This is a genomic window from Synechococcus sp. W60.3 (assembly GCF_047502615.1).
In the GTDB taxonomy this organism is placed as follows: domain Bacteria; phylum Cyanobacteriota; class Cyanobacteriia; order Thermostichales; family Thermostichaceae; genus Thermostichus.
Genome location: NZ_JANSHJ010000004.1, coordinates 91352 through 114362 on the forward strand (window position 1 = coordinate 91352; position 23011 = coordinate 114362).

The window sequence follows — 23011 nt, forward strand, 5'->3', positions numbered from 1 at the left end:
AGGGATCCCCCATCTGCATTGGCTCAACCAACCAAGGTAATGAGCCTGTGCCTTCCTGTGCCTGTGCAAAAGCGCTGGCCATCCTTCCCAATCCAGAACTAAGTTGACACTCCCGCCGCCTGAAGGCGGGGGATTCTTACGCAGTCCACAAAAGAACCCATAACGGCGTTGTCAAAGCGCCTCTAGACATTTCCTTAAGGCAAAGCCCCAAGGTTCTGCTTACTTTCTTAAGCAGGTTGGCGGCAGCATTAGCATCAGCGTTGACCAACCACCCCTTTGCCGTTTGGTATAGGCCCCGCTTGACACGCTTCCCAGAGGGTCTCCACCCGTCGGGTTTTTCACCATAATTAGGTAGCTCATCTCCATCTAGGAAGCTCGCCTGCGAACTGTACGCCTCCTCCGCCTCGATAAACTCAATGCCATAGTGCTGACATAATTCCGCAATACGCTCCTTTAACCAACCTGTTGGAATTAAAACAAAGTTTTGGTTATTGACCTTCCCTAAACCGCATTCTTGCTTTTGTTCTTTGTTCCAACCAAAGATGATTCTCCCAATCGAGTGGTGCAAACAGAAGTCAATGACCTTGCGCGCAGCTTTGTGAATTGCATCTCGCATCCTCCGGCTTCTTTTTTCCGTAATTCGCTCAAGTTTCTGCGACCAAAACCCCTGCGGCTTGTCAGTCTTAAGCCTAGCCACCTCCTTGTTGTACCACTGGTTAAAGGATTTGACTTTGCGTCCGTCAATGATGAAGCTATGCCCTAAGTTGCTAACGCACGTAAGCCAGTTGTTTACTCCGTGGTCAATTGCTAGTACCTTTTTTGGATCCAGCGATTGCGGTTGAGCGGGCTTAGCATAGATCCACTCCAAGTAGAACACCCCATGCCTGGGCAGAATTCTTAGCTCCTTAATATTTTTCCAATCTAAGTTGGTAGGAAATCGTATCCAGAAAGCGTCTATCCCAAACCAAGCTTTGACCTGGTTGCCGAGCGGCACTCTGACTCTTCCTTCTTGGAACTTAAGCCACTTCTTCGGGTATGCTACCGTGAACATTCCCTTCTTACGGTAGCGCGGTAGGTTTGGTCTTAAGCTAATCTCTTCTTGCAAGAAAAGTTTCAGCTTTGTCTTAAAACTACTTAGTGCCTCAGCTACAGACTTACACGTCTGTTGTGCGGCGGAAACATACATTGCGATAAAGTGCTTGTTTTTGGTTCTCACCATTTCAGCGCAAAGCTCACCATAGCTTGCCAATCGCTTTGTTTTGAAATAGACTTGTCGCGCATAGTACAAAGCGCAGTTGTACACCTTATTAGACTGTTGACACAAGTACTCTAATACGGGGAGTAGCTCCCTGTCCCTGACGAGAACCTGCTGACAGCCGTACCCCATACTTGTTGGTAAGTGGCATGATAACTGCAGTCTAACATAAGTAAGCAACAATGCGAGAGGGAAGCCAACGGTACAATCACTACAACCATGCTGTGGGGCTAGCGGTTGTTCGCCTCGTTTTTTGCCCAAAGAGAAGGAAAAAGGTCTTGGTAGGAGAAGTCAGGAACAGGTTGTTTGAGCTATGGCAGGAGCTGTCTAGCGAGAAGGGTTGGCATGTGAGAGCGATTGAAATAGCTCCAGACCATGTCCACCTGTTTCTTGAGATTAAGCCTACCGACCCAATTCATCTTGTGGTAAAAGCATTCAAAGGTAGAGCTTCCAAATATTTAAGGCAGAAGTTTCCTAACCTGCGAAAACTACCTAGCCTTTGGAGCAGAAGTTATTTTTTCTGTACTGCGGGGAATGCTAGCGCTGAGGTAATTCAAAACTATATCAATGACCCACATCATTGGTAAGCGACTAAAGTCGCTCTCGGGCTTTTCCGCCCCGCGCTAAAGTGCGAGGCTACCAAGCTATCCCTCTGTGTAGGCTTAGCCAAAAGCCCAGCTTCGGGATCCAGAGCCCCAACTGGCCGGACAACGGCCATCTTCGGCTAGACTGTTCCAAAGTTGTCGCGCAAGCAGCGGGTCTTTTGTTGCCTGGCGCGAAGGCGAGTTGCCGGGGTTAAAAAAGCTGACATGAGAACTGTGGCCGTAACCTGGTTTCGCCCACCGCAGCTTCAGCTTCGTCCTCAGCACTGGCTGTGGAGCTGCCTCGGGGCAGCAGCCATCACAGCCCTCACGGCGGCTGCCGCTTGGGCGCGGCCGGTGTTGGAAGTGCGCATGACCATGGGCTTGCCCATCAGCCCCAACTACTGGTACCTGGTGGCCCTCAGCCGGGCCGGCAGCCCCGGCCCCACCGCCAATCTGGTGGATCCCAATGTCCGCGTCGGGCCCAATGAGTATGCTTTTGTCCAGAACTGGGACTACCTGATCCGGGTTACCCCCCTCAACGAAGAGTCGGTCTTGCAGTCCACCATCCAGCGGTTTGGCGAGCCGGAGCGGGAGTTTGCCGTCGGCTTCAACCAGGTGCGGGTGGAGCGCCTCAGCCGCGACCGCGACACCCTCCGCTTGCAGATCGACATCTCCGAGCTAGAGGGCCTCGACGGGCGGGATCAGGATATCCAGGTGGCTCTCCTCACCGCCCGCGCCCCCTTCCGCGTCGCCCCCGAGGAAACCAACTTGGCCATTGACGCCACCCGCGGCGAGCTGCCCCACTACTACCGCCTCAGCCTCTCCAACCAGCGGCAGGTGGTCGTGGACGATCCCCAGCGCCAGGAGACGATGCGCCGCAGCCGAGAATTGATCCAACAAAGTGGCTCCGGGGCTGCCCTCAGCCGCGAGCTCATCGAGGGGGGAGCCTTGGAAATTTTGGCCGCCAACATCCTCACCTTTGAGCTGCGCCTGGTGGATCGCTAGGGATCCGCTCCCCTGCGCGCCCAAGGCGGGGCCCAGATTGCCGCCATTTCAAGCCCCTTCTGCGCCAAGAGAAGCTGGGCTGGGATCCAACATCACAAACAGAAACGACTCCAGCCCCGCCAGGTAGGTGAGCACCTGCTCCTGGGCCGCTTCCGGTTCTATCTGATGGGCTTGGGCCGCCTGCTCGATCAAGCTGGCCACCGCCACTGGCCCCTGCAAGAGGGATCCCAGCCAGGCCATCTGGGGAGCCGGAATGGCGAGGCGGCCGCGGCTGGCCCCCGGCCAGTTCATAGTAAACTCCAGCTTCTTTTCGTAGGCCTGGGCGAAGTTGCGGCGAAATTCGGCATTGTCCATCAGGATGGGGTTGAGCTGCACCCTGCCCTCCAGCCAGTCGGCGTCGCTCCAGGGCAAGACCAGAGAAGAGCCGGGGTGCTCGGCCCAAAAGTCGATCAGGCGGTGGTCGGGGTAGATCAGCTCGTAGAAGTGGTTTTGCTCGGCGGGAGAGAGCTTGTCCAGCTCCACCTGCAGCCAGGCCGGCATCGCCCTGTCTTTGAACAGCAGCGCCGGATCCCAGTCGGCGTAGTCCACCAGGCAAACCAAGCCCAGCTCCGCCTCCTGGAGCATACGCATCAAGTCTGGGATTAAAAACCCCTTGTCGCCGGGCAAGAGGTAGTTGGCGCGGATGTTGGTGTCGTCGCTGTAGATCTGGGGATCCCAGTGCAGGGAGACCCGCAGCTCGTCAGAGGCCAGGCTGGCCATGAACTCCCGCACCCGCTGGCAGGCTTCGGGCGTGGGCAGATCAAACAACCCCAGCAGCCGGAACGCCTCCTGCATGCGCAAGATCACCTGCCGCTGGTAGGCGTGGTGCAGGTTGGCCCGCAGGATGCCGTCCGGCTTGAGCACCCGCTTGAGCGCCTTCAAGCCCGCCACCGGATCCTCGAGCAAATAGAGCACGTCGTTGAGGCTGATGAAGTCAAACTGCTGCCCCAGTTGTTCAATTTCCAGCAGGTCGAGGGCGTACAGCTCCACCTCCCCGAACCCGTGGTAGCGCAGGCGCCGCTCGGCTGCTCGCACTGACTCTGGCGCCAGATCACAGGCCACCAGCCGCGCCCCTGGATTGGCCTCCGCCAAGAGCAAGGTCTCCCAGCCAGAGCCACAGCCGACATTGAGGATGGCGATCCCCTCGCTGGGCAGGATGGCGCGGGTACGGGCGTATTGGGCCGTCGTCCAGCTTGAGCGGTATAGGCTGCCGATGGCGTTGCGCCCTGAGGCCTCAACGGGCACGTTGGGATAGGGCAGTTCCTCGTAGACTTGCCGCAAAGACTCGGTCGTGCTGCCGGCCATGGGATCCGCTCCAAGAAGCTGCTGATACATTTACGCTGAACACTGCTGAGCATTACTGCTCAGCGGTGAAGCGATAGCATTCTGTCCGTTTCCGTTGTCACTACGCGACGCTGACGCGACCGCGCTACTCGGACGGAGTCCAAACAGAAAGGCGGTATCCCGCAAAGCCCTGAGCATAACACCCAGAGCGCCTTGCCAATCTCGTGGTAGCCTATGGTTGCACTTTGGGCATCTAAACACCTTTGCGCCACCCAACTTGGTGTGGATGTGCCCGCACTTGGTACAGGTTTTGCTGGTGTACGCTTCCGATACTTCCACGACAACCACGTTTTTCTTCTTGGCTTGAAACTTCAGGAACTGCTTGAACCGATAGTGCGCCCAGGTGAGCATCGCCCTTGCTGTCTTGCTACCAAACTTCCTCCCTGCCTTGGCAACCATCTTGGCTGACTCGAAAGTGGGGAGGAATATCAATCGGTAGTTATCCGTTAGGAACGCCGCTACCTTGCGATGGCACTCGTCCACCAAGTTCCTGATTCTCTCCCGCAGACGAAACGCCGCTTGCCGCATTCGCCTACGCTTGAGTCTCGGTGCTTTACTCAGCCTAGATTGCAGATCGTCTAGGTGGTAGCACAGCCGAACGATCCTGCCAAAGTCTCCCTTGGCGATATCTACAAAGCCCGCCCCATCAAACCCTGTAAGGAAGCTTCTTACTCCAGGATCAAGTGCGATCACCCCCTTTGCTAACGAACACTGCTCGTTCACGGGCTCAGGAAAGATGGCATACCATCTGTCTTTCACCCGCATTAGCTCAGTTCCACGTGCCCATTCTCTGGGCATCTCCTCGGATGCGCGGAACGCCAAACCTCGGGTGAGTTTCGGATACCACTTCCCATTGCGAAAGTTGCCGGCGTTGAATTGCAGCGTATGCGACCTGTCCCGCACACTGCGAAACCTCGCGTCTTTGCTTCGGCGGAACGCCAACCACGCCTCGACGACCGCGTTCTGCTTGATGTGGCAGGGGGCGTCCTTCACCCACCCGGGCAGGTCGGAGTGCAGGATGATGTGCCGCAGCTTTCTGGCCGTTTTTGGGGCACCATGCTGACGCTGATAGGCAATCGCTTGGTTGTAGCAGTACCGGCACGCCGCTTGCCACCGCTTCCAGACTTTAGCCAGCGCTGGCTCCGGATAAATCCGTATCTTTCTCGATTGCAGCCCGATATTTTCTGAGTCCGTAGAGCCGACTGCTGAAGCAGTGCAGGATGGTGAGGATATCCTCAACCAGTTCCTGCTGGGGAGAAAGGTGATCGTCATCGAGAACCAAGATTTCGCACCCGTATTGACGGCAGTACCACTCAACGAACTCAAATCCAAACCGGCAGAGTCGATCCCGGTGAGCGACCACAATTGTTCCGACGTCTCCCGCACGAACTCGTTCCAATAAGGCAAGGAACTTTGGTCTTTTGAAGTTGAGACCGCCGCCAACCTCTCCGACCACTTCGGCTCCAGGATAGAGGTTAACCAGTCTTGCAATCTGTCTCTCCAAGTCTGACTTTTGCCCTCGACTGCTGACTCGGGCGTACAAAACGACTCGTTTGGCTTTCTTTGGCGTTCTGATGTAGCTGTCGAGGTCATACCTTCTTGCCCTACCAGATGGAGTACGTATTGCTTTGATCCAGCCTTTCTGTTCCCATCGCCTCAAGGTGTGGAGACACACCCCAAAATAATCCGCCGCTTCTCTCGGTTTTACATACCTAGCCATACCAAGCAGCCATACTGAACATATTGTACATTATTTTCAGTATAGTCCAGCATATCATTGACTAGAGTCATGCTCCCTATGCTACTGCCCCAGGAAGGCCGCAATAGCGCCGGCAATGGCCTCATTGCCCCCCCGATCCAACTTCTCCGACGCCTGGGGTGGGTAGGGGGGATCCCGCAGGAAGTCCCAGGATCCCGCAAAGAACTCTTCCGGCGAGAGGATGCGATGCCAGCCGTAGCGCCGCAATCCCTCCACCAACAGGGGCGACTCGGCAAACCCCGACCGGTTGACACAGGCCATGGGCGTGCCACAGCGCAGCGCCTCTGCCAAGGTGCCATAGCCCGGCTTGGACACCACCCAACGGCAGAGGGGCATGACATCCACCGGCCGCCACACCTGGCCGTCTAGAATCTGCAAGTTGGGCAGAGCAGGAGCCTTTGGGTCGAAGGTGAGAAACTGCCAGTCGGGAAAATCCGCCAGCCGCTCGTAAGGCAAGCCCTGCAACCCCAGCCCGCCAAAGGTTAACAAAACCGTGGGCCGCTCCCGCTCCAGCCCCAGGCGCCGGGCCACCTCCTCTCCTGAGTAGCGCGGATCCGACCCCGTCAGCCCCACTGCCTCTTGGTGAGGGAAGGCGGCCATAGGCTCGGCAAAGGGCAGGCGAAACAGCCGCTGGCAGCGCCCGTACAGCTCGCGGATCCAGGCCACCAAGGGCTGAAACTGGGGGCCGTAGTCTTGGTAGATAAAATCCCAGCCGAAGTTGCTGGCCATCCAGCAGGGGATCCCGGCGGCCTCGGCAATGGCAGTGGCGATGGGGGGCACATCCGCCAGGATCAACGGCACCCCCTGGCTGCGAATGAACTCGGCCTCCTCCCGGATGAGGTCGGCAGCCCCCGCTTGAAACGCCTTGAGAGCAGCCAGCGTGGCCGGCAGATCCGCCTGCAAGCCATCCGGCTGCACCACCCCCACATCCAAACCCCGCGGCCGGTGCACAAACTCCCCTTCCCCGTAGCGCTGCAGCAGCCAGGCGGGGGCCGGCGTCACCCAAATGGGCAGGATCTGCGCATCCTGCCGCCGCAAAGTGTTCACCACCGCCGCCAGCCGGGTGACGTGCCCAAACCCGTGGGCCGTTGCCGCTACATAGAGAGGAATGGGATTCACCGCCATAGCCTTAAGAAAGAACAGGCTGAGGTTTTTCCCGCCGGGATCCCCAGAGGTTGCCGGCCAAGATAAGTCCCAGGCCCAGCACCGATCCCGGCGCGATCGGCTCCCGCAACAGCACCCCAATCAGCCCCAGCGACAAGAATGGCGTTACATAGACCCAATTGGCCAGGGATCCGCGCTCGTGGGCCAGCTCCAGGGCCCGCAGCCAAAACACAAAAGTCAACCCCATCTCCGCCAAGCCGATGTAGGCTGCCCAGGCCAGCCCCGCCATTGTCCACCTCAGCTCCTGAAACGGCAAGAGCAGCAGGCAGTAGAAGCTGCCGAAGACAAACCCCATGAACAGCTTCAGCACCGCGTCCCGTTCATCCCGCACATTGAGCAGCCAGTAGAGGGCCCAAATGGCAGCGCTGCCCACCGCCAGCCCCACCCCCCAGGGATCCTCCACCTGCCAGGTGTCCCAGGATCCCCCCGTGGCCACCAGCACCGCCCCCACTAGGCTCATGCCCAAAGCCAGCAGCAGCCGCCCGCGCAGGCGCTCCCCCAACAGCGGCGCCGCCAAGAGAGCCAGCAGCAGCGGCCAGGTGTAATTCAAAGCCAGCGCCGCCTGGGCCGAGAGGCGATCATAGGCCTGGAACAGCACCCCGTAGTAGCCAAGCGGGTTAAGTAGCCCCTGCAGCGCCGACAAGGCAATCTGGGATCGCTTCTGCTGGCGGACAAGATGCGCCCGCCCTGTAGCCACCAGAACCATCCCCAAGATCAGGCAGGAGCTGCACGCGGAAAAAATTAGCAAAAGCGTTGGCGCAAGGTGTTGCAGGCCAAACTTAAAGGCGCTGGCCGCCGTGGCCCAGCCCAAGATAGCTGCCGCCAGGTAGGCATAAGCCCGCCAGGGATCCCTGCCCATCAAAAGCGGTCCAGATCCCTGTCGTCCGCCTTTGGCCTAGCTCCGGTGGAAAGGCCCAGCCGCGGCGCCACCACCCAAACGTAGAGCAGATAGCCCAGCCCCGCCACCACCGTCCACTTGAGAACGGTGCCGAAAACCCGGAAGATCAGCCCCACCAGCAGGATACAGCCCAAAATGGCCAAAACCGTCAGCAGCGGACGCCCCCACGTCTCAGCCCAAGCGCGAATGGCATTTCTCCCCTGAGACGAGCTCAGCTCCCCAGAGGCCCCAGTTGCCTGCTCCAGTTCAAGCTCAAGCTGTCTTAGCCGTTCTTGTTCTGAGAAAGAAAGATCCGACATAGGGAGCAGTCTCCAGAATCCAGCGCCATCTCCATCTTACGGGCTGCTCCCCAAACCCGGCAGGCTAGGCCCGCGCCGACGGGATCTCTTGGGCCATGGCGCGGAACAGATCCAGAGCCGGCCCAGGGCGACGGTTAGGACGCGGAGCCGGGATCTCGTTGGGCACAAACGGCTTCTCAACCACCACCTTGGGCTTGGCAGGCGTAGCCGTTGCCGCAGGGCTAGAGGACTGGGTTGGAGCGGATTGGGCAGGCGCCGGACGAAAAGGGCCGGTAACAAAATCCACGAGGCCGCCGAAGAGAATGCCAAAGAAGGAAAAAAGACCGCCGAACAGCTTTTTGAGGATGCCCATATAAGAGTTTGCCGATGTCGTAAAGTTCTGCAACTGGCCATTCATTATTGTTAAGAACGGGCAGCTTGGCTATAGGTAGATATGCTTTTTTCGACTCAGGGATCCCATACCTGCCTGCCGGTGGCATCAAACCGCCGCAGCGGCAGGGCCAACTCCAGCTCCTGCAGCTCCAGCGGCTCCGAGAAGCGCCGGCTGCGCCCCAGCTCAAAGCCATCCGCTGCCGCCGGATTCACCGCGTAGCCGATATCCGCCATGGCTCCCACCGTGAGGATGCTCAAGGGGTTGGGCACCCCCCGGTCGAGGCGGCTGGTCATCAGCTCGCGGGCCAAGACGCTCTCCCGCCAATGGGCATCGCGGGATCCCTCCCCAAACTGATTCTCTAAAGGAACAGAAGGGGCGTTCCCCCCCAATGTGATAAAAGCGTCAACTGCCCGCGGGCCGATAAAGCGGGGGTCATAGCCCGGCGGCGTCAGCTGATCCCGCCTCACCAACCCTACCGTCAGCCCCTTGGGATCCCAGACGCTGGGCAAAAAGCCAAGCGCATGGCCCAACTCGTGCAGGGCAGTAATGGGCAGATCCCCCCGCTCTTCCAAAGCCGAGAGGTTTTGGCTGTTGAAGAGCACAATTGAATAGAACGGCAAGCCATTCGAGGCCCGCACAAAGCAAGGAGCCGCCCCCCCCAAAACCCGCTCGTTGCCTAGGTCTCTCGCCCTCACCTCTACCAACAGATCGTCAATGGGGAAATTGAGCGGCGTGCTGGGAAATCCCCGATTGCATGCGTCGGCCTGAATAGAGGTGGGGGGCAAATCTGGCTGGTCCCCGACAATGATCTGCTGCCATCTCAAGGCCGCGCTGCGGACAATGGCTTGCTGACTGGGAGTGAGGCTGTTGTCGGGAAAGCGAAGGTCGATCGTGAACTGGGGAACAGAGGTAGGCGTCAGCGAAGGCAGAACAGTCGGGGTAGGGGTGAGGACGACAGCTGGAGTAGAGGTGGGAACGATGGTTGGAATGGGAGTAGGAATGACACTTACCGAAGAGGAACCACCACTTCCCCCGCAAGCCTTGAGCGCCAGCAGCAAGAGCATCGCCACCAGGGATCCGATCGGGCGCAAGCTCCACGTTCTGCCGCCAAGCTTCCGAAAATCCTTCACACTGCCTCCCAACCCAAAAGCCCCACAGCCCAGACAGATCATACCGGTTGCCTCCATTTGCCGAGCAGGATTGGCCCTGGGCTCTGCCACCCATACCCATTCTCAATGGGCGATGTCTAGGAGGCTGGGGAAACCTCTGTGGATCCTCATGAACAAAAACTGGGGCCTGAATGACACAGCAAGGATAGCTTGGTAGCCCCGTATTTTAGTGCGGCGAGGAAAAGCCCGTAAGCAAGTTGCTCGCCAATGGTGTGATTGTTGATGAGGCGTGCCCTTCCTAGGCAAGCACCCAAAACGGTGAAAAACCCGAGTAGGGGCAAGCGCCCAGGAGATGTCTCAGCTAACTTGCTAAGTAGGCAGAACTTTGGGGCTTTGCCCCAAGGAACTGTCTAGAAGCGTCTTGACAGCCCCCTTGCGAGTCCGTTCCTGGACTGCGTAAGAATCCCCTGCCTTTAGGCAGTGGGAGTGTGAATAATAACAGTCACCTCAAGAGTGAGCGAAGATGGGCCTGGCGGCACGTTTTTTTGAGCCCTTTCAATCCAGCAGGTCGGAAGAACCGTCTTCCTCTTCTAGGCTCCAACCCGCCCCCAAAGCGTCCGCTGCTGCCGCCCGCAACGCCTGAGTGTCCGCCCACAACTGCGCAGGATCCGATAGCGGATCCGACAAAGGCACCAAACGCAAGATGCGGCTCTCCTGAACCAGATCGATCACCACACTGGGCCGTTCCCCCTCCAGGCCTGCCACCTCCGAGGGGGAGGGATCCCGCAAGCAGGCGTAGTCAAAGCTGTTTAGGTTGAGATAAAGGCTGCGATTGGCCACCAAGGTAGCCGCCGTTGCATCCTGAAACACCTCCATCACATAGCCCTCCCCCTGCTTTCGTACCCGACCATCGACAATATCGAAGTAGCGAACCCGCCCCAGATCCGCCAGAAGACGGTAAATATCCCGCTTATTAACCAAAATTCCGCTATCTACGATACAGGGGGCACAAGGACGAGTGTCTGTCATGGAGCAGTCGGTCTTGGGGAGCAAGCGGATCGACAACAGGCAAGAAGCAATTAGAAGTAATGCTCAACAACAGCTAGCAACCATCGCAAATCCTCTAGAAAATAGCAACCCCCCACAAGTCTAAGACTTGGGCAAACAAAACCAGAGAACCTCAGGCAATCAAGACGAGAAAAAGTCAACAGCCCTACAAACTTAAGCCATTGCAGTACAGCCCTTTGCTTTGCTCCAAAAAGCCTCTAGCCTGCTTCTCGGAAAGGCTCAGTTCTGGCCTCCCTCGAATGTACCACAGCTTTCCAAAAAGGGGCACCGATCCCTCCCAGGTAAAGGACAAGGGAAACTGGTCAATAGCCAGCAGATTTTCATCTGTATATTGTGGGAAAATAGGTGATTAAAGGGTTTGAGACACTAGATATTGTAGGTAAGGGTGAGGACGGGCCATAGCGACCGAACCTCTGCCCTAGGATGGATCTTGGCTACCCTTTTGATTTACTTGTCCAGATCGTCTGTCATCGATGACGAAAGCTTGCCAACAGCCTGTTGGGCCGCACCACCCACCGCTTGACCAACTTGGGGGCCGAGAGGGGTAGCCTCAGTTAGACGAGTTCTGCTTAGAACATCCAAGAGGCTCTATTAGGTTTAAAGTGAGGACTAACCCGACAAAGAGTGAGGCTCGACCATGACGCTGGCTCAGGAGGCAACCGCCCAAATCCCCGCCTTTTGCGAAGGGATCCGCTACTTTGGCGATCCCTGGCCGGAATTCGACCGCCTGGGCCAAGAGCCTGCAGTGGATGCTGCCACCGGCAAGCTGCGGGATCCGGGCAGTCGCATGGCCGCCTACCAAACCCTGCTCTATGCCGATGCGCTGCGCTACCTCACCCTGCAGATGACCGCCAGCAAAGCCTCGGGCCACCCGGGCGGCTTTGCCAGCCAAGCGGAAGCCTACGCCGCTTTGGTGTACTTGGGCCAAAAGAACATCCCTACCGAAGTGGGCCACCACGCGCCCGGATTCTATGCCGCCATGTTCTTGGATGGATCCCTATCAGAAATGGGCATCCACACCGTCGCCGACTTGCAGGCCCGCTTTCGGGAACGAGAAGGGCTGCTGGGGCACCTGTCGGGCTACATCCCCGGCCTGCTGGCGCCAGCAGGGCCGCTGGGGCAGGGGCAGCACTTTGCTATGGCCGCCGCTCTGCTTTACCCAGACCGTCTCTTCCCCGTCACCATCGGCGATGGGGGCCTGGGGGAGCCCTACGTGATGAGCTCCATGATCCACTTTCACACCGCCTTCCCGCAGCGCACCAACTTCCTGCCGGTGCTGGTCTGGAACGGCTACAGCCAAGAGCACCACAGCATGATCTCTACCTTCACCAACGCTCAGATGGCCGAGTACTGGCGGGGCAACGGCTTTGAGGAAGTGGTGCTAGTCGACGCCAAAGACTTCGACGATGCCCAGCAGCCCGGTCCCTATGTGGATAGCACCCAATTTTCTCTGGAAGCCCGTCTGGCCTTTGCCCAGAGGGTACTGACCGAGATGGAGCGGGCCATCCAGTCAGCGCTGAGCGGACATCTGACGGTTTTCATCCTCAAACAACTCAAAGGAGCAGGCGTGCACGCCAAGGGATCCAAATCCCACAACCTCTACGCCCACCACACCTTGGATCACCCCGACATCGTGGCCGCTCTGGAGGCACGGGCCCTGCACCCAGCCGCTTGGGCTCTGGTGCGCCAAAATTGTGAACGGGCTGCTGGCGGGCCGGCAGCCAAGGTGGTGGTAACCGAATTCGTCCGCCCTCTGCCGCCCTTGGGATCCCTCAACTTAACCGAGTTCTCCCTCGGCGATAAGCAGGTTTCCACCACTGCCATCGGCGCCCTGGTGCTACAGGTGGGGCAGAAAGACCCCGACTTTCTGGTGGCCAACGCTGACGGCAATGAGGCCTCTGGCCTTGCCAATGTCAACCAGGGCCTGAAAGTGATCCACCCCACGGCGGATCCCCTCTACAACCAACAGCCCCAAGGGCAGGTCTACGAACCCCTTAGCGAAGATGCTTGTGCCGGCCTGACGGCAGGCCTGGCGCTCTTTGGCGGGCGCTCCCTGTGGTGTTCTTACGAATCCTTTGCCGTCAACGGCCTGCCCATCTGGCAGACGGTGACCCAGGCGATGGCCGAGCTGCGCCGCCCCACCCCTTCCGCCATTGCTCTCTACACCGCCGGAGCCCTGGAACAAGGCCGCAACGGCTGGACCCACCAACGCCCGGAAATTGAAGCCTACCTGGCGGCCATGATGCGCAACGGCAACATCTTCCCCCTCTTTCCCCCCGACGCCAACTGCGCCCAAGCCGCCTACGAGTGGGCCTTGTCTACCTACAACAAAGGGATCCCGATCTTTGCCAGCAAAACCCCCCTGCCCATCCGCACCACCCTGGAACAGGCTCGCCAAGCAGTAGAGCAGGGCTGCACCGTGCTGCAGGAAGTGCCCGGATCCCGCACAGTGGTCTTTGCCGTGGTGGGGGATATGATCCTCCTGCCGGTGTTTGCCGCGGCTGAGCAGCTCCAAGCCCAGGGGATCGGCAGCAAAATTGTTTCCGTGGTCAACCCCCGCCGTCTCTATCGCCCCGGCGATATAGCCTGGTCTACCTGTGCCCAACCCGATGGGGAGTTCATGTCTGACCAGGAGTTTGCCGCCTGGTTTGCCGGCGAAGCCCTTATCGGCGTGACCGGCGGCTCCAGCCTGATGTTGGAGCCCCTGTTGCTGCGCTACACTGGCCCGCGCGACATCTTTGCCTGGAAACGTGGCGAAACCACCGCCACCCCTACGGAACTCATGGACTACAACAGCCTGACAGCCCAGGCGCTGGCAGAGAGGGCAAAGCAACTGCTAGGCTGAGGGCGAGCTTTTAGCTTGGTTAGCATTGTCCACCTTATTTTTTCCTATGACTGAGGCTAGCTATCTCCGAGAGAAGCTTGAGAGGATATCTCCCACCGAGAGTGTAGAGCGAGTTGTTGTCCAACACTTTGCTGTTCCCCTCCTGCATGCGCTTGGCTTTCACGACTTGGAAATTAGATATGAATTCGAGACAGGTTGTGGCCAGGTCGACCTCGCCGCAAGAAAGAACGAAGATCCTGAAGATACTTTCTTTAACTCCCAAAGGAACCCCTACTTGCTTTTGGAGGCAAAATCCAGAGTAGTCAACCTCAAAGAAGGATCTTGCTATAGGGATGCAGTTTGTCAGATAGAAAGTTACTTGCTTGCCAAGAACTGCAAATCTGCAAAATGGGGAATTATCACCAATGCAAATAACATCCAGCTTTGGAGGAGGCACGGAAAAGTTGTTCACCCTGCTACAGCAAACCTTGATATTAGCTCAAATAACATTGAGGGCATAGTTCGCAACTTGCGAGACAAGATAGAAAACTACGAGCGGGCTTTGACTATCTGCGTGTATAACAATAAAGGGGGCGTAGGCAAAACAACGACGGTCATTAACCTTGCGGCAACACTAGCAGCCAAGAGAAAAAAGGTCTTAGTTGTTGACTTTGATTCCCAAGGAGATCTGACAAGAAACTTGGGAGTTACTCCTGGAAAAATTACACTGACGCAGTGCTTAAAGGATCCCAAAATAGATGTTCATTCCGTTGTCCAAACATACAGACTCAAGACAGTTAGACAAGGCAAACAGAGTATAGTTTCCATCTTTGACATCATCCCAAGAGACCCTGAACTGGAAACGTTAACTGATAGCCAGGCGGTAGCATATATTCAGAAGGGAACTCGGCGCCTTCGCGATCTCATTGCTCCTCTTCGCAATGAGTATGACTACATCCTAATTGACTGCCCAACTCAATGGCTTTACTTTAGCCAGAGTGGTGTTTTTGCTGCCGACGTTATTTTGATACCTACCCGCCCCGACGATCTGTCTTCCCTGAATAATGCTGCTAGAGTAATCACCAGATTTGTTCCAGAAACTGCTAGGTCACGACAGGATGGTGGCCCCAGGACTTTGCCTATCTTTTTCAATGGCGTCCCCTCAGGAAACGAAAACACTATTAAACGAGCAAATGATGAGATAGAAAAAATTGTCAGCCAAGAGAGAAGCATGAACCTACTTCCATATTTCTGGCCGCATTTTAAGAGAGGTAATGAAAACAAAAGCATTTTTGGGATACCTGACTATGTAGTGATATCCTCTGCAAGCTTTGATCGAAAGCCTGCCGTCTTTCACAAGAAAGTTTTAGAATACTACCAGAGTCTTGCCCGTGAGTACTTTATCGATGAGTGAGTTTTCAGATCTAGGTAGGTTGGTTAACTTACCCCTTGAGAGCATTACGCCCGCCGACGGGTTTTCTGCTCCCTCCTTCCTTGTTGCCGCAGCCGCAGATCAGCTAAGGGCGACAGGAGGACACAACTGGGTTCCTCTGCTGGTGGTCGAGGCTGGCGACTATCAGTACAAGGCCATTGGTAACCATTTTGTCTATGCAGTTGCTCGAGAGGCAGGGCTGGAGAGGCTCTGGTGCATTGTTGTCGATCCCGACCCAGAGCAGGTTAAGCAGGCCCAAATCCTCACCAGAGAAATTGTCCCAAAGGTGAATCTGACAGAGGCCCCGAGAGAAACTATCTTGGCCGCGTTGAGATACCTGGCCGAGCAGCCCGGCACCCCCCTTAAGGGAGTTGATATAACCATTGCAGCCGCGCGAATTGCGGAGGCAGATAGGAGCTGGTGGCAGGACTTAACCCCCATAACCAAGCTGGGGTGCAAAATTACACGAGGCAAAAAGTTGGAGGCCCTGAAAGAAGTATTTTTTCTAGCTCCTACAGCGCCACCTCCTAGCCAGAAGAAGTCGTCTAAAAAATCCACAGCATCTGCCAGGGCCAAGAAAACAAGCGCAACTCGCTCTCGGAAAAAGAAAGAGGGCTAGAAGGGCGGCAGAGCAAGACCAGCTTTACTCTTCTCTTAGTACCGCTGTTCTCCTACCCAAAGGCCCACCAGCGCTGCTTGGCCCCAGGGATCCACCTTCACCTCTGCTCGCAGGGTTTCTGGATTGCGGCGGATCTCTAGTTCCAGAACATCTCCCAGCGCCTCTGGAATGAAAAACTCTTCGATCCCAAACCTAAGCTGCCACCCATCGAACCAACCTTGCAGGGCGACCTCCGCAGGCTGCAGATCCTTGGGTCGGTCGCGGCTGATGCCGATGGCCTGCCAGGGTTGAGCGGGATCCCCATTGGGAGGGGCCAAGCGCAGGTAGAGGATCCCTGGCTTAGCGAGCTCAGGGGACCAGCCGGGCAGTTTCTCTAGGGTGGAAAGCTGGGCAACGGTGTAGCTCAAAGCTACGTAGCGGCCCCGCAAGGGGTCATAGGGATCCAGAGGAGCAATCTGCAAGTAGATCGGGGAGCCAGTGGCAAGGGTAAGCGCCTTCCGAGCTGGCACCAGCCCAACCAGGCCCACCTGCAGCACCAGGGCCAGCCAAAACAGGGATCCCTTAAGAAAAGGAGGCGACATTGCCAGCCGACGAGAGCAACTTCCTGCACAAAGATGCTATCCTAGTTAAGCATCTTCCCGGCTCAGTAGCTCAGCGGTAGAGCAGGGGACTCATAAGCCCTGGGTCGCGTGTTCAAATCACGCCTGAGCCATCCTTCCTAAGGCTCTGGTTACAGCTTGTGGAGGACAGTTAAGCTGGAGCTCCGGCTTTTGCTCTCAGGTTGCAAGAGGCGGCACTTCCAAGGGCGAGCAAAGCCCCTTGAGCTATTCCGATCCCGGATAAAAGCCGAGATCCATTACCTGCTCAAGCGTGTAGGGACACTCGGCGGGCAGATCCTCTTCCGAGAGCGGCGTTTCTTTCACCACCAACAGGATCCCGTCTTGGTAAGCCTCTGGCAGAGCTGCCAAAAGCTCAGGCTTTAGGCTAGGACTCTCTTTGAGCAATTGCTGGATTTGGCGACGTTGTTCGCTAATAGTTGCCCGCCAACTTTTGCCGCGAAGCTGGAGCTGGAACTGCCCCTTGAGGAGGTGTCCCGGCAGGATCCCCAAGCAATTGACCAATTCGCGGCGCTCTTGCCTGCCCAAAGCCTCGATTTCCTCTGCCAGATGGCCCGCTCGCTCCGAGAGGCAGGGTTTCGCTTTGAGCAGTTGGAACAATTCTACATGCCTAGCCAACCAAAGTGGGTCGGCTACACCTACTGGGGTATAGCCTCCCCTGAGCCGGAGGGGGGATCCCAGGCGGGTTAGCCGCTTCTAAAGCCCGACCTTGCCTTTCTCAGGGCTAGTCACAGAACTGCAGCCGGGATTGCGGCTGTCGCATGGCCGGATCCAGCTCGCAGATCAGCTCGAAGTTGATCACCCGCCAGCGCTGCGGCGAGCCACCGGCTCCTTCAGGAAGCTGGGAGCTGAAGCTAACCGGCAGGCCGTAGAGGCGGGGTGGGCCGGGGCGCCGCTGGGATCCCTGCTCCAGGTAGGGGGTGAGCAAAGAGCGGTAGCGCTCGGCCACGATCACCTGCGTGGCCCGCATCCCCTGCATGCGCAGGCGATCCAGCTCTTCGTGAATCTCGAAGCGGATCCCATCGGCATGGGTGTGCTGGCGGTACCAGCGGCCTTCCCAGAGGCGCCAACGCCGCCCTGATTGCAGGTGAACCAGCTCCTCTTGCTCGGGATCTGCCTCAAAGGCGCCGTGGCGATGGCAGAGGTAGGTATCGGTCAGGGTAAGGGCCGCAATCGTCTGCCGACAGTGGGGGCATTGAATGCTGGGGCCAAAGATGGGATAGGAGAAAGCAACGGTCATAGGAAACCCCACAGAATGCGGCTGGGTGTCTGGGCAAATCCGCGGCTGTCCACATTAATTATAGGTGTGGCCTTTTGCAGATCTGGCTCACGCGGATCCCTCTGGCCAAATCCGACAAAGTATTCTAAGATCATAGCCAGGGAAAAGCCTGCCCAAAGCCCCCCGCGACGGCAGGTAGATTCCCAAGGATCTCCGCAATGATAACGGGGAGTGGGTAGCGCCCACTTCTTTGCTTTTTTAGGGGGAAGATGCCCCCGCTGCCGGCTCCAGCTTCGCTGGGCTGGGATCTGGCCGTTACACCGAGTTGGCGATGAGTTGGCTATGGTTCACCCTCTGATCCCGCAGTTGGAGAGTCTGGCCCGTCCCTTGGCCGCTCGACTGGGGTACGAGTTGGTACAGATGGTTTTTCACACCAACCAGTATCCGCCGGTGCTGCGGGTGGATATCCGTCCGCTGGATCCGGAGCAGGAAACCAGCCACGCCGATTGCGAAGCTATGAGCCAGGCCTTGGAAGTGGAGCTGGATCGAGTGGATCTGATCCCCGGCCATTATGTGCTGGAGGTCTCCAGCCCCGGCATCAGCAACTTCCTCATCAGCGACCGCGACTTTGTGGTTTTCAAAGGGTTTGCGGTGGAGGTGACGGTGGATCCCCCCTACAAGGGCAAAGCTGTCTGGTCAGGGCATCTGCTGGGTCGGGATGAGGAGAAAGTTGCCCTATCCCTCAAGGGACGGCGCGTGCAGTTGCCCCGCGCCTCGGTGCAGCGGGTTGTCCTCTCAGAGGCGGAAACCGAGTAGAGGAATGGGGATAGAGAGGACGTTCGAGCGCGAAGTGTGTTGCCCTGTCTTCGCGTCGGAGCTGCCTGCTGTGCGGCGATGCATTTCCCGTCAGGATTGCGGAGCAACAGTGATAGCAGTTTCATCCCAGCTTAAGTTGCATTAGGAGGACAACAGCTTATGTCGATGGTGCCTCTGCCCGGTTTGGCAGAAATGGTGGAGATGATCTCGCGGGAGCGCAACTTGCCCCGCCATGCAGTCACCAACGCCTTGCGGGAGGCGCTGCTCAAGGGCTACGAACGCTACCGCAAAACCATTCAGCGAGATGTCGTCTTTGAAGAAGACCACTTCCGCAACTTCGATGTGGAGCTGGATGTGGAGGCAGGTGGCTTTCGCATTTTGGCCACCAAAACCATTGTCGAGGAGGTACGGGATCCAGATCACGAGATCTCCCTGTACGACGTGCAGCAGGACTACCCGGAAGCCGAAGTTGGCTGGGAAGTAACCAATGACGTCACTCCCCAACAGGCGGAGTTTGGCCGCATGGCGGCCATCCAAACCAAGCAGGTGCTGGCCCAGAAGTTGCGTGACCAGCAGCGCCGCCTGATTCAAGAAGAGTTCCGCGACCTGGAAAATACCGTGTTGCAGGCACGGGTGCTGCGCACGGAGCGGCAGACGGTGATCATGGCGGTATCCAGCGGTTTTGGGCAGCCGGAGGTGGAAGCCGAACTGCCCAAGAAGGAGCAGTTGGCCAGCGATCGCTACACCCCCAACGCGGTGATGAAGGTCTACCTCAAAAAGGTATACGAGGGATCCCGGCGGGGGCCGCAGCTTTTGGTTTCTCGGGCCGACGCCGCCTTGGTGGTGAACCTGTTCGCCAACGAGGTGCCGGAGATCGAAGAGGACATTGTGCGCATCGTGGCGGTGGCGCGGGAGGCCAACCCGCCTTCCCGCAACGTGGGGCCGCGCACCAAGATTGCCGTCGATACCGTGGAGCGGGACGTGGATCCGGTGGGGGCCTGTATTGGGGCAAGGGGATCCCGGATTCAGGCGGTGGTGGCAGAGCTGCGCAACGAGAAGATCGACGTCATCCGCTGGTCGCCGGATCCGGCCACCTACATCGCCAACGCCCTCAGCCCGGCCAAGGTGGTGGAGGTGCGGTTGGTGGATCCGGAGATCCAACAGGCCCATGTGCTGGTGACCAGCGACCAGCTCAGCCTGGCCATCGGCAAAGAGGGGCAAAATGTGCGCCTGGCCGCTCGCCTCACTGGCTGGAAAATTGACATCAAGGAAGTGGAGAGCTACCGGGCAGCGCTGGAGGAGGCGCAAGCGCAGGGGCTGCCGTATCCCTTCATCACGCCGGCGGCTTTGGAGCGCTTCCGGCGGCGGGAAGAGCGAGCCGCTTTGGGGCTGGACGAGGAGTACCCAGAGAAGCTTCGCCTAGAGGAGGAGCTGGAAGAGGACGATAGGCTGGAGGAAGACTGGGTCGAGGAAGACGAGGACTTCGACTACGACGCCGAGTTCGACATCGCCCAGCCCAAGGCCTAGAGCCGAGGGGCCTCGGCAGTCGGTAAACTGAGGTAAAGACCCTTTCCGCCTGCCCTTGAACTCCTCCCAGCCGATCATCCTTGGTATATCGGGCGCCTCCGGGATGCTCTACGCCGTGCGCGCCCTACACGTTCTGCTCAGCCTGGATTACCGCGTCGAGGTGGTGGCCTCCAAAGCGGCCTATCAGGTGTGGCAAGGGGAGCAAGGGGTGCCGTTGCCGGCAGATCCCCAGCGGCAGGCCCAGTTTTGGCGGCAGCAGGCCGAAAGCGAGGGCGGATCCTTGGTCTGCCACCGCTGGCAAGATGTGGGGGCAACCATTGCCAGCGGCTCCTACCGCACGCAGGGGATGTTGGTGATCCCATGCAGCATGGGCACGGTAGCCAAGTTGGCCGCTGGGCTGAGCTCTGACCTGCTGGAGCGGGCGGCTGACGTGCAGCTCAAAGAAGGCCGCCGCCTGGTCATCGTGCCGCGGGAAACCCCCTTCAGCCTCATTCACCTGCGCAACCTGACCATTCTGGCAGAGGCAGGGGCGCGCATCGTCCCGGCCATTCCGGCCTGGTACCACCAGCCGCGTACCCTCTTGGACTTGGTGGACTTTGTGGTGGTGAAGGCCCTGGATCAGTTTGGCATCGACAGCGACCTCATCCAGCGCTGGCAGGGGATGCGTCAGCGTCAGATCCTCAAGCTGCCCCCCGAGGACTAAAGGGATCCCTTGGCCCTCATCCCTAGCCGCTTTCCCAACCGGAGAGGGAGGTTCCCACCTAGCGCGATCATTCATTCATACATACATTCATACATAAGGTTTCACCGCTAGCAGGGAGGGCACTGCTGAACCTGGGCAGGGGAACTGGCTGGACTAGCCAGCCGCGGGATTCTTGCGAAGGTGGGTGGACAAGTTAGGGCAAGTCTCCAGGCTAGCTGCCCACTCACTAATGAGGGTGTTGACCCAGTGGGGCAGCTCGTCGTGAGCGCAGTGGCCCACCCCTGGCAGCTTCACCAACGTAAGAGCCGGCTGCCAGCGCTTAAACTGATCCGCCAAAAAGCTGGGCACCGCCGGATCTTCCTGGCCCCAGAGGAGGAGAATGGGCATCTTGAGCGTGGGCAACAGGCGCTTGGGACTGTCGAAGCGGCGGCAAAGAATGGCCCTCAGGCTATCCAAAAACACGTGGGCTGCCCCCGGCTCAAAGGCCGGCCTCTGGAAGATCTGCACCAGCTCCTCGTCCACCTGCTCGTCCCGCTTGTAGACATTTTTGATCCAGGCCCGCAGCACCTCGGTTTGTCGCAGCCAGTTAAACAAATGAGGATAGGTGAGCGGGCAGCCCAAAACAGCCAGGATCCCTTCGCAAAGGGCCTGCACCAACACATCCCAAGGAGGGGACAATTCTTCGGGGTGAGGCCCATCGGCACAACTGATCAAGCACAAACCCTTCACCATCTGGGGATAGCGGGCAGCCACAATCACCCCCACCAGGCCCCCAATGGAATGGCCTACCAGGAGGCTGGGCTGCTGGATGTGGGTTCGCCAAAACTCGTACACCTGCTCGACCCACAGATCGACGCTGTAGGCGATCTCCGGCTTGGCACTCTCGCCAAATCCCAGCAGGTCGAGAGCATAGACGGAGCGCTGGGATCCCAGAGGAACAATGTTGTGGCGCCAATGGCCCACCGAGGCCCCAAAGCCATGGATCAAGATGGCCGGAGCCGCCGTCAAGTTCACCTGGCCGCTGGCGGTTTGGGCGCGACTGGGGGTGTAGGTGAAATGAATAGGCCAGCCGCGCCAGAGCCAGGTTTGGGAATGACCATAGCGAGGAAGCCCTGAGACGGGATCCCTGCTGCCGACCGAAGAGGGGGGCGTCGCAAGGGAGGGGAAACCCGCCCCGCCGACAGCAGCAGAGGGAGAAGAAGAAGGAGGGTTATGTTCAGGCAAGGGAGGATTGACACTCCCACCGCCTAAAGGCGGGGGATTCTTACGCAGTCCACAAAAGAACCCATAACGGCGTTGTCAAAGCGCCTCTAGACAGTTCCTTAAGGCAAAGCCCCAAGGTTCTGCTTACTTCTCGCTCCAGAGGATTTGTTGCTGCTCGGGTTTTTCACCGTAGTTAGCGTTTTCCCCTGGTCTGGCTAGGATTATAGCAGTTAGCAACTAAAGTCGCTAGCGGGCTTTTCCGCCCCGCACTAAAGTGCGGGGCTACCAAGCTATCCTTTTGTATGTGACAACAGCAGGCCCACCTCCATCAGGATAGACCGATCTTAGCGGTTGCTGGAGGGCGTCTAGAGTGGACTGGAGGGGCGTTTCTCTCAGATAACCCTCTTGAGCGGCTTTTTCTGGACATTCCCCACCCCTTTTTCCAAACAAAACCGCTTGCGTCAACAGGATGGAGAAAACCCTCCTGCCAGATGTGGCTCTGCCTACCGATCCCATGATGGATGAAACAGCTTGGATAGACCCCATTACAGCGGCCAGCTTCCGCCAGATTGACCAAGAGATCGGCCCCCACCCCTGGCAAGGGATCCCCTATGAGATCGTGCGCCGCGCCATCCACGCCACCGCTAACTTCGAGCTGCGGGATCGCTTTGTGTTCAGCCCCACGGCAGTTGAGGCGGGACTGGCGGCCCTGCGGCAACGACGGCCGCTGGTGGTGGATGTGCGGATGGTGGCCGCCGGGATCCAAGCTGGCCTCGCGGCGCAGGGGATCCCGCTCCATTGCGCTTTGGACTGGGCAGAAGAGCCTCTTGAAGCCGGGCAAACGCGCACGGCCCAGGGGATGGTCAAGGTAGCCCGGCGCTACCCGGAAGCGATCTTTGTCGTCGGCAACGCGCCCACGGCGCTGCTGGCGCTGGTGGAAGAGATGCGGGCCCAGCGGATCCGGCCCAGCCTGGTGATCGGGGTGCCAGTGGGCTTTGTGGCAGTGGAAGAGGCCAAACGGGCGCTAGCGCAAACGGATGTCCCCCAGATTCGGGTGGAGGGCCGCAAAGGCGGATCCCCGGTGGCCGCTGCCATCGTCAATGCCCTACTGCTGGCCGCCCGCCGGGATCCCATCCCCAACTGACTAGAATTGG

24 protein-coding genes and 1 tRNA gene are annotated in these 23011 nt (G+C 58.3%); 11 read left to right on the forward strand and 14 right to left on the reverse strand.

What is annotated here, in order from left to right:
• Window positions 1-136: 136 nt before the first annotated feature.
• On the reverse strand, window positions 137-1387 hold the full coding sequence (locus tag NW846_RS02620) for an RNA-guided endonuclease InsQ/TnpB family protein (protein WP_414515224.1): 1251 nt from the start codon (window positions 1385-1387) through the stop codon (window positions 137-139).
• A 50-nt stretch (window positions 1388-1437) separates the two neighbouring features.
• Here NW846_RS02620 and tnpA point away from each other — a divergent pair, with 50 nt between their 5' ends.
• Both tnpA and NW846_RS02630 read left to right on the forward strand, forming a co-directional pair.
• Entirely contained in the window at window positions 1438-1842 is a 405-nt protein-coding gene (tnpA, locus tag NW846_RS02625) for an IS200/IS605-like element ISSoc6 family transposase (protein WP_011429345.1), read from the forward strand.
• A 222-nt stretch (window positions 1843-2064) separates the two neighbouring features.
• Entirely contained in the window at window positions 2065-2844 is a 780-nt protein-coding gene (locus NW846_RS02630; protein WP_041438081.1) for a hypothetical protein, read from the forward strand.
• A 48-nt stretch (window positions 2845-2892) separates the two neighbouring features.
• Here the strand turns inward: NW846_RS02630 and NW846_RS02635 are convergent, their stop codons facing one another.
• From NW846_RS02635 to NW846_RS02675, 9 genes are all read right to left on the reverse strand, one after another.
• Window positions 2893-4188, reverse strand: coding sequence for a class I SAM-dependent methyltransferase (locus NW846_RS02635; protein ID WP_414346283.1), 1296 nt, complete (start codon window positions 4186-4188; stop codon window positions 2893-2895).
• Between the two features lie 30 nt (window positions 4189-4218).
• The gene (locus tag NW846_RS02640) at window positions 4219-5466 is read right to left on the reverse strand and encodes an RNA-guided endonuclease InsQ/TnpB family protein (RefSeq protein WP_414515245.1); all 1248 of its coding nucleotides are present in this window, start codon (window positions 5464-5466) and stop codon (window positions 4219-4221) included.
• Window positions 5354-5947, reverse strand: a complete 594-nt coding sequence (locus NW846_RS02645; RefSeq protein ID WP_414515214.1) for an IS607 family transposase — start codon at window positions 5945-5947, stop codon at window positions 5354-5356. Before NW846_RS02645 ends, NW846_RS02640 begins: the two co-directional genes overlap by 113 nt.
• Window positions 5948-6028: 81 nt before the next feature.
• Window positions 6029-7111, reverse strand: a complete 1083-nt coding sequence (locus tag NW846_RS02650) for a glycosyl transferase (protein ID WP_414348137.1) — start codon at window positions 7109-7111, stop codon at window positions 6029-6031.
• A gap of 4 nt (window positions 7112-7115) precedes the next feature.
• Window positions 7116-8009, reverse strand: coding sequence for a DMT family transporter (locus NW846_RS02655; RefSeq protein WP_414348144.1), 894 nt, complete (start codon window positions 8007-8009; stop codon window positions 7116-7118).
• Window positions 8009-8347, reverse strand: a complete 339-nt coding sequence (locus NW846_RS02660; protein WP_011429350.1) for a hypothetical protein — start codon at window positions 8345-8347, stop codon at window positions 8009-8011. Before NW846_RS02660 ends, NW846_RS02655 begins: the two co-directional genes overlap by 1 nt.
• Window positions 8348-8411: 64 nt before the next feature.
• On the reverse strand, window positions 8412-8699 hold the full coding sequence (locus NW846_RS02665; RefSeq protein ID WP_099834676.1) for a hypothetical protein: 288 nt from the start codon (window positions 8697-8699) through the stop codon (window positions 8412-8414).
• 95 nt (window positions 8700-8794) lie between these two features.
• The gene (locus tag NW846_RS02670; RefSeq protein ID WP_414348141.1) at window positions 8795-9850 is read right to left on the reverse strand and encodes a leishmanolysin-related zinc metalloendopeptidase; all 1056 of its coding nucleotides are present in this window, start codon (window positions 9848-9850) and stop codon (window positions 8795-8797) included.
• 534 nt (window positions 9851-10384) lie between these two features.
• Window positions 10385-10810, reverse strand: coding sequence for a hypothetical protein (locus tag NW846_RS02675; RefSeq protein WP_228375410.1), 426 nt, complete (start codon window positions 10808-10810; stop codon window positions 10385-10387).
• 724 nt (window positions 10811-11534) lie between these two features.
• Here NW846_RS02675 and NW846_RS02680 point away from each other — a divergent pair.
• Genes NW846_RS02680 through NW846_RS02690 form a run of 3 tightly spaced genes read left to right on the forward strand, consistent with a single transcriptional unit; the run spans window position 11535 to window position 15772 of the window.
• Window positions 11535-13742, forward strand: coding sequence for a phosphoketolase (locus NW846_RS02680; RefSeq protein ID WP_414515227.1), 2208 nt, complete (start codon window positions 11535-11537; stop codon window positions 13740-13742).
• A 46-nt stretch (window positions 13743-13788) separates the two neighbouring features.
• Entirely contained in the window at window positions 13789-15135 is a 1347-nt protein-coding gene (locus NW846_RS02685) for an AAA family ATPase (protein WP_414515229.1), read from the forward strand.
• A complete protein-coding gene (locus NW846_RS02690; RefSeq protein ID WP_414515231.1) occupies window positions 15128-15772 on the forward strand; it encodes a Rho termination factor in 645 nt (214 codons plus the stop codon). The genes NW846_RS02685 and NW846_RS02690 overlap by 8 nt, the downstream gene beginning before the upstream one ends.
• 35 nt (window positions 15773-15807) lie before the next feature.
• On the opposite strand, the gene NW846_RS02695 is transcribed toward NW846_RS02690, so the two are convergent.
• Window positions 15808-16353 carry a GDYXXLXY domain-containing protein gene (locus tag NW846_RS02695; RefSeq protein WP_414346874.1) on the reverse strand — a complete coding sequence of 182 codons (546 nt, stop codon included), beginning with the start codon at window positions 16351-16353 and terminating at the stop codon, window positions 15808-15810.
• 59 nt (window positions 16354-16412) lie between these two features.
• Between NW846_RS02695 and NW846_RS02700 the strand changes: the two genes are divergently transcribed.
• Window positions 16413-16484, forward strand: a tRNA-Met gene (locus NW846_RS02700).
• Window positions 16485-16596: 112 nt separating this feature from the next.
• On the opposite strand, the gene NW846_RS02705 is transcribed toward NW846_RS02700, so the two are convergent.
• On the reverse strand, window positions 16597-16989 hold the full coding sequence (locus NW846_RS02705; RefSeq protein WP_414346875.1) for a DUF29 domain-containing protein: 393 nt from the start codon (window positions 16987-16989) through the stop codon (window positions 16597-16599).
• Here NW846_RS02705 and NW846_RS02710 point away from each other — a divergent pair.
• Window positions 16939-17079, forward strand: a complete 141-nt coding sequence (locus tag NW846_RS02710; protein WP_011429360.1) for a hypothetical protein — start codon at window positions 16939-16941, stop codon at window positions 17077-17079. The genes NW846_RS02705 and NW846_RS02710 overlap by 51 nt on opposite strands.
• A 34-nt stretch (window positions 17080-17113) precedes the next feature.
• Here the strand turns inward: NW846_RS02710 and NW846_RS02715 are convergent, their stop codons facing one another.
• Window positions 17114-17629: a TIGR02652 family protein gene (locus NW846_RS02715; protein ID WP_011429361.1), complete on the reverse strand. Its 516-nt coding sequence runs from the start codon at window positions 17627-17629 to the stop codon at window positions 17114-17116.
• Window positions 17630-17950: 321 nt separating this feature from the next.
• Between NW846_RS02715 and rimP the strand changes: the two genes are divergently transcribed.
• The 3 genes from rimP to NW846_RS02730 all read left to right on the forward strand — a co-directional run bounded on the left by rimP (window position 17951) and on the right by NW846_RS02730 (window position 20654).
• Window positions 17951-18424, forward strand: a complete 474-nt coding sequence (rimP, locus tag NW846_RS02720; protein WP_414346876.1) for a ribosome maturation factor RimP — start codon at window positions 17951-17953, stop codon at window positions 18422-18424.
• 159 nt (window positions 18425-18583) lie between these two features.
• Window positions 18584-19951 (forward strand): transcription termination factor NusA, encoded by a 1368-nt coding sequence (nusA, locus tag NW846_RS02725; protein ID WP_414346877.1) that lies wholly within the window; start codon window positions 18584-18586, stop codon window positions 19949-19951.
• Window positions 19952-20006: 55 nt separating this feature from the next.
• On the forward strand, window positions 20007-20654 hold the full coding sequence (locus tag NW846_RS02730; protein ID WP_011429365.1) for a flavin prenyltransferase UbiX: 648 nt from the start codon (window positions 20007-20009) through the stop codon (window positions 20652-20654).
• Window positions 20655-20807: 153 nt separating this feature from the next.
• Here NW846_RS02730 and NW846_RS02735 read toward each other — a convergent pair whose 3' ends face one another.
• On the reverse strand, window positions 20808-21878 hold the full coding sequence (locus tag NW846_RS02735) for an alpha/beta fold hydrolase (protein ID WP_099884263.1): 1071 nt from the start codon (window positions 21876-21878) through the stop codon (window positions 20808-20810).
• A gap of 493 nt (window positions 21879-22371) precedes the next feature.
• Here NW846_RS02735 and NW846_RS02740 point away from each other — a divergent pair, with 493 nt between their 5' ends.
• Window positions 22372-23001, forward strand: a complete 630-nt coding sequence (locus tag NW846_RS02740) for a cobalt-precorrin-8X methylmutase (RefSeq protein WP_414346885.1) — start codon at window positions 22372-22374, stop codon at window positions 22999-23001.
• Window positions 23002-23011 lie beyond the last annotated feature (10 nt).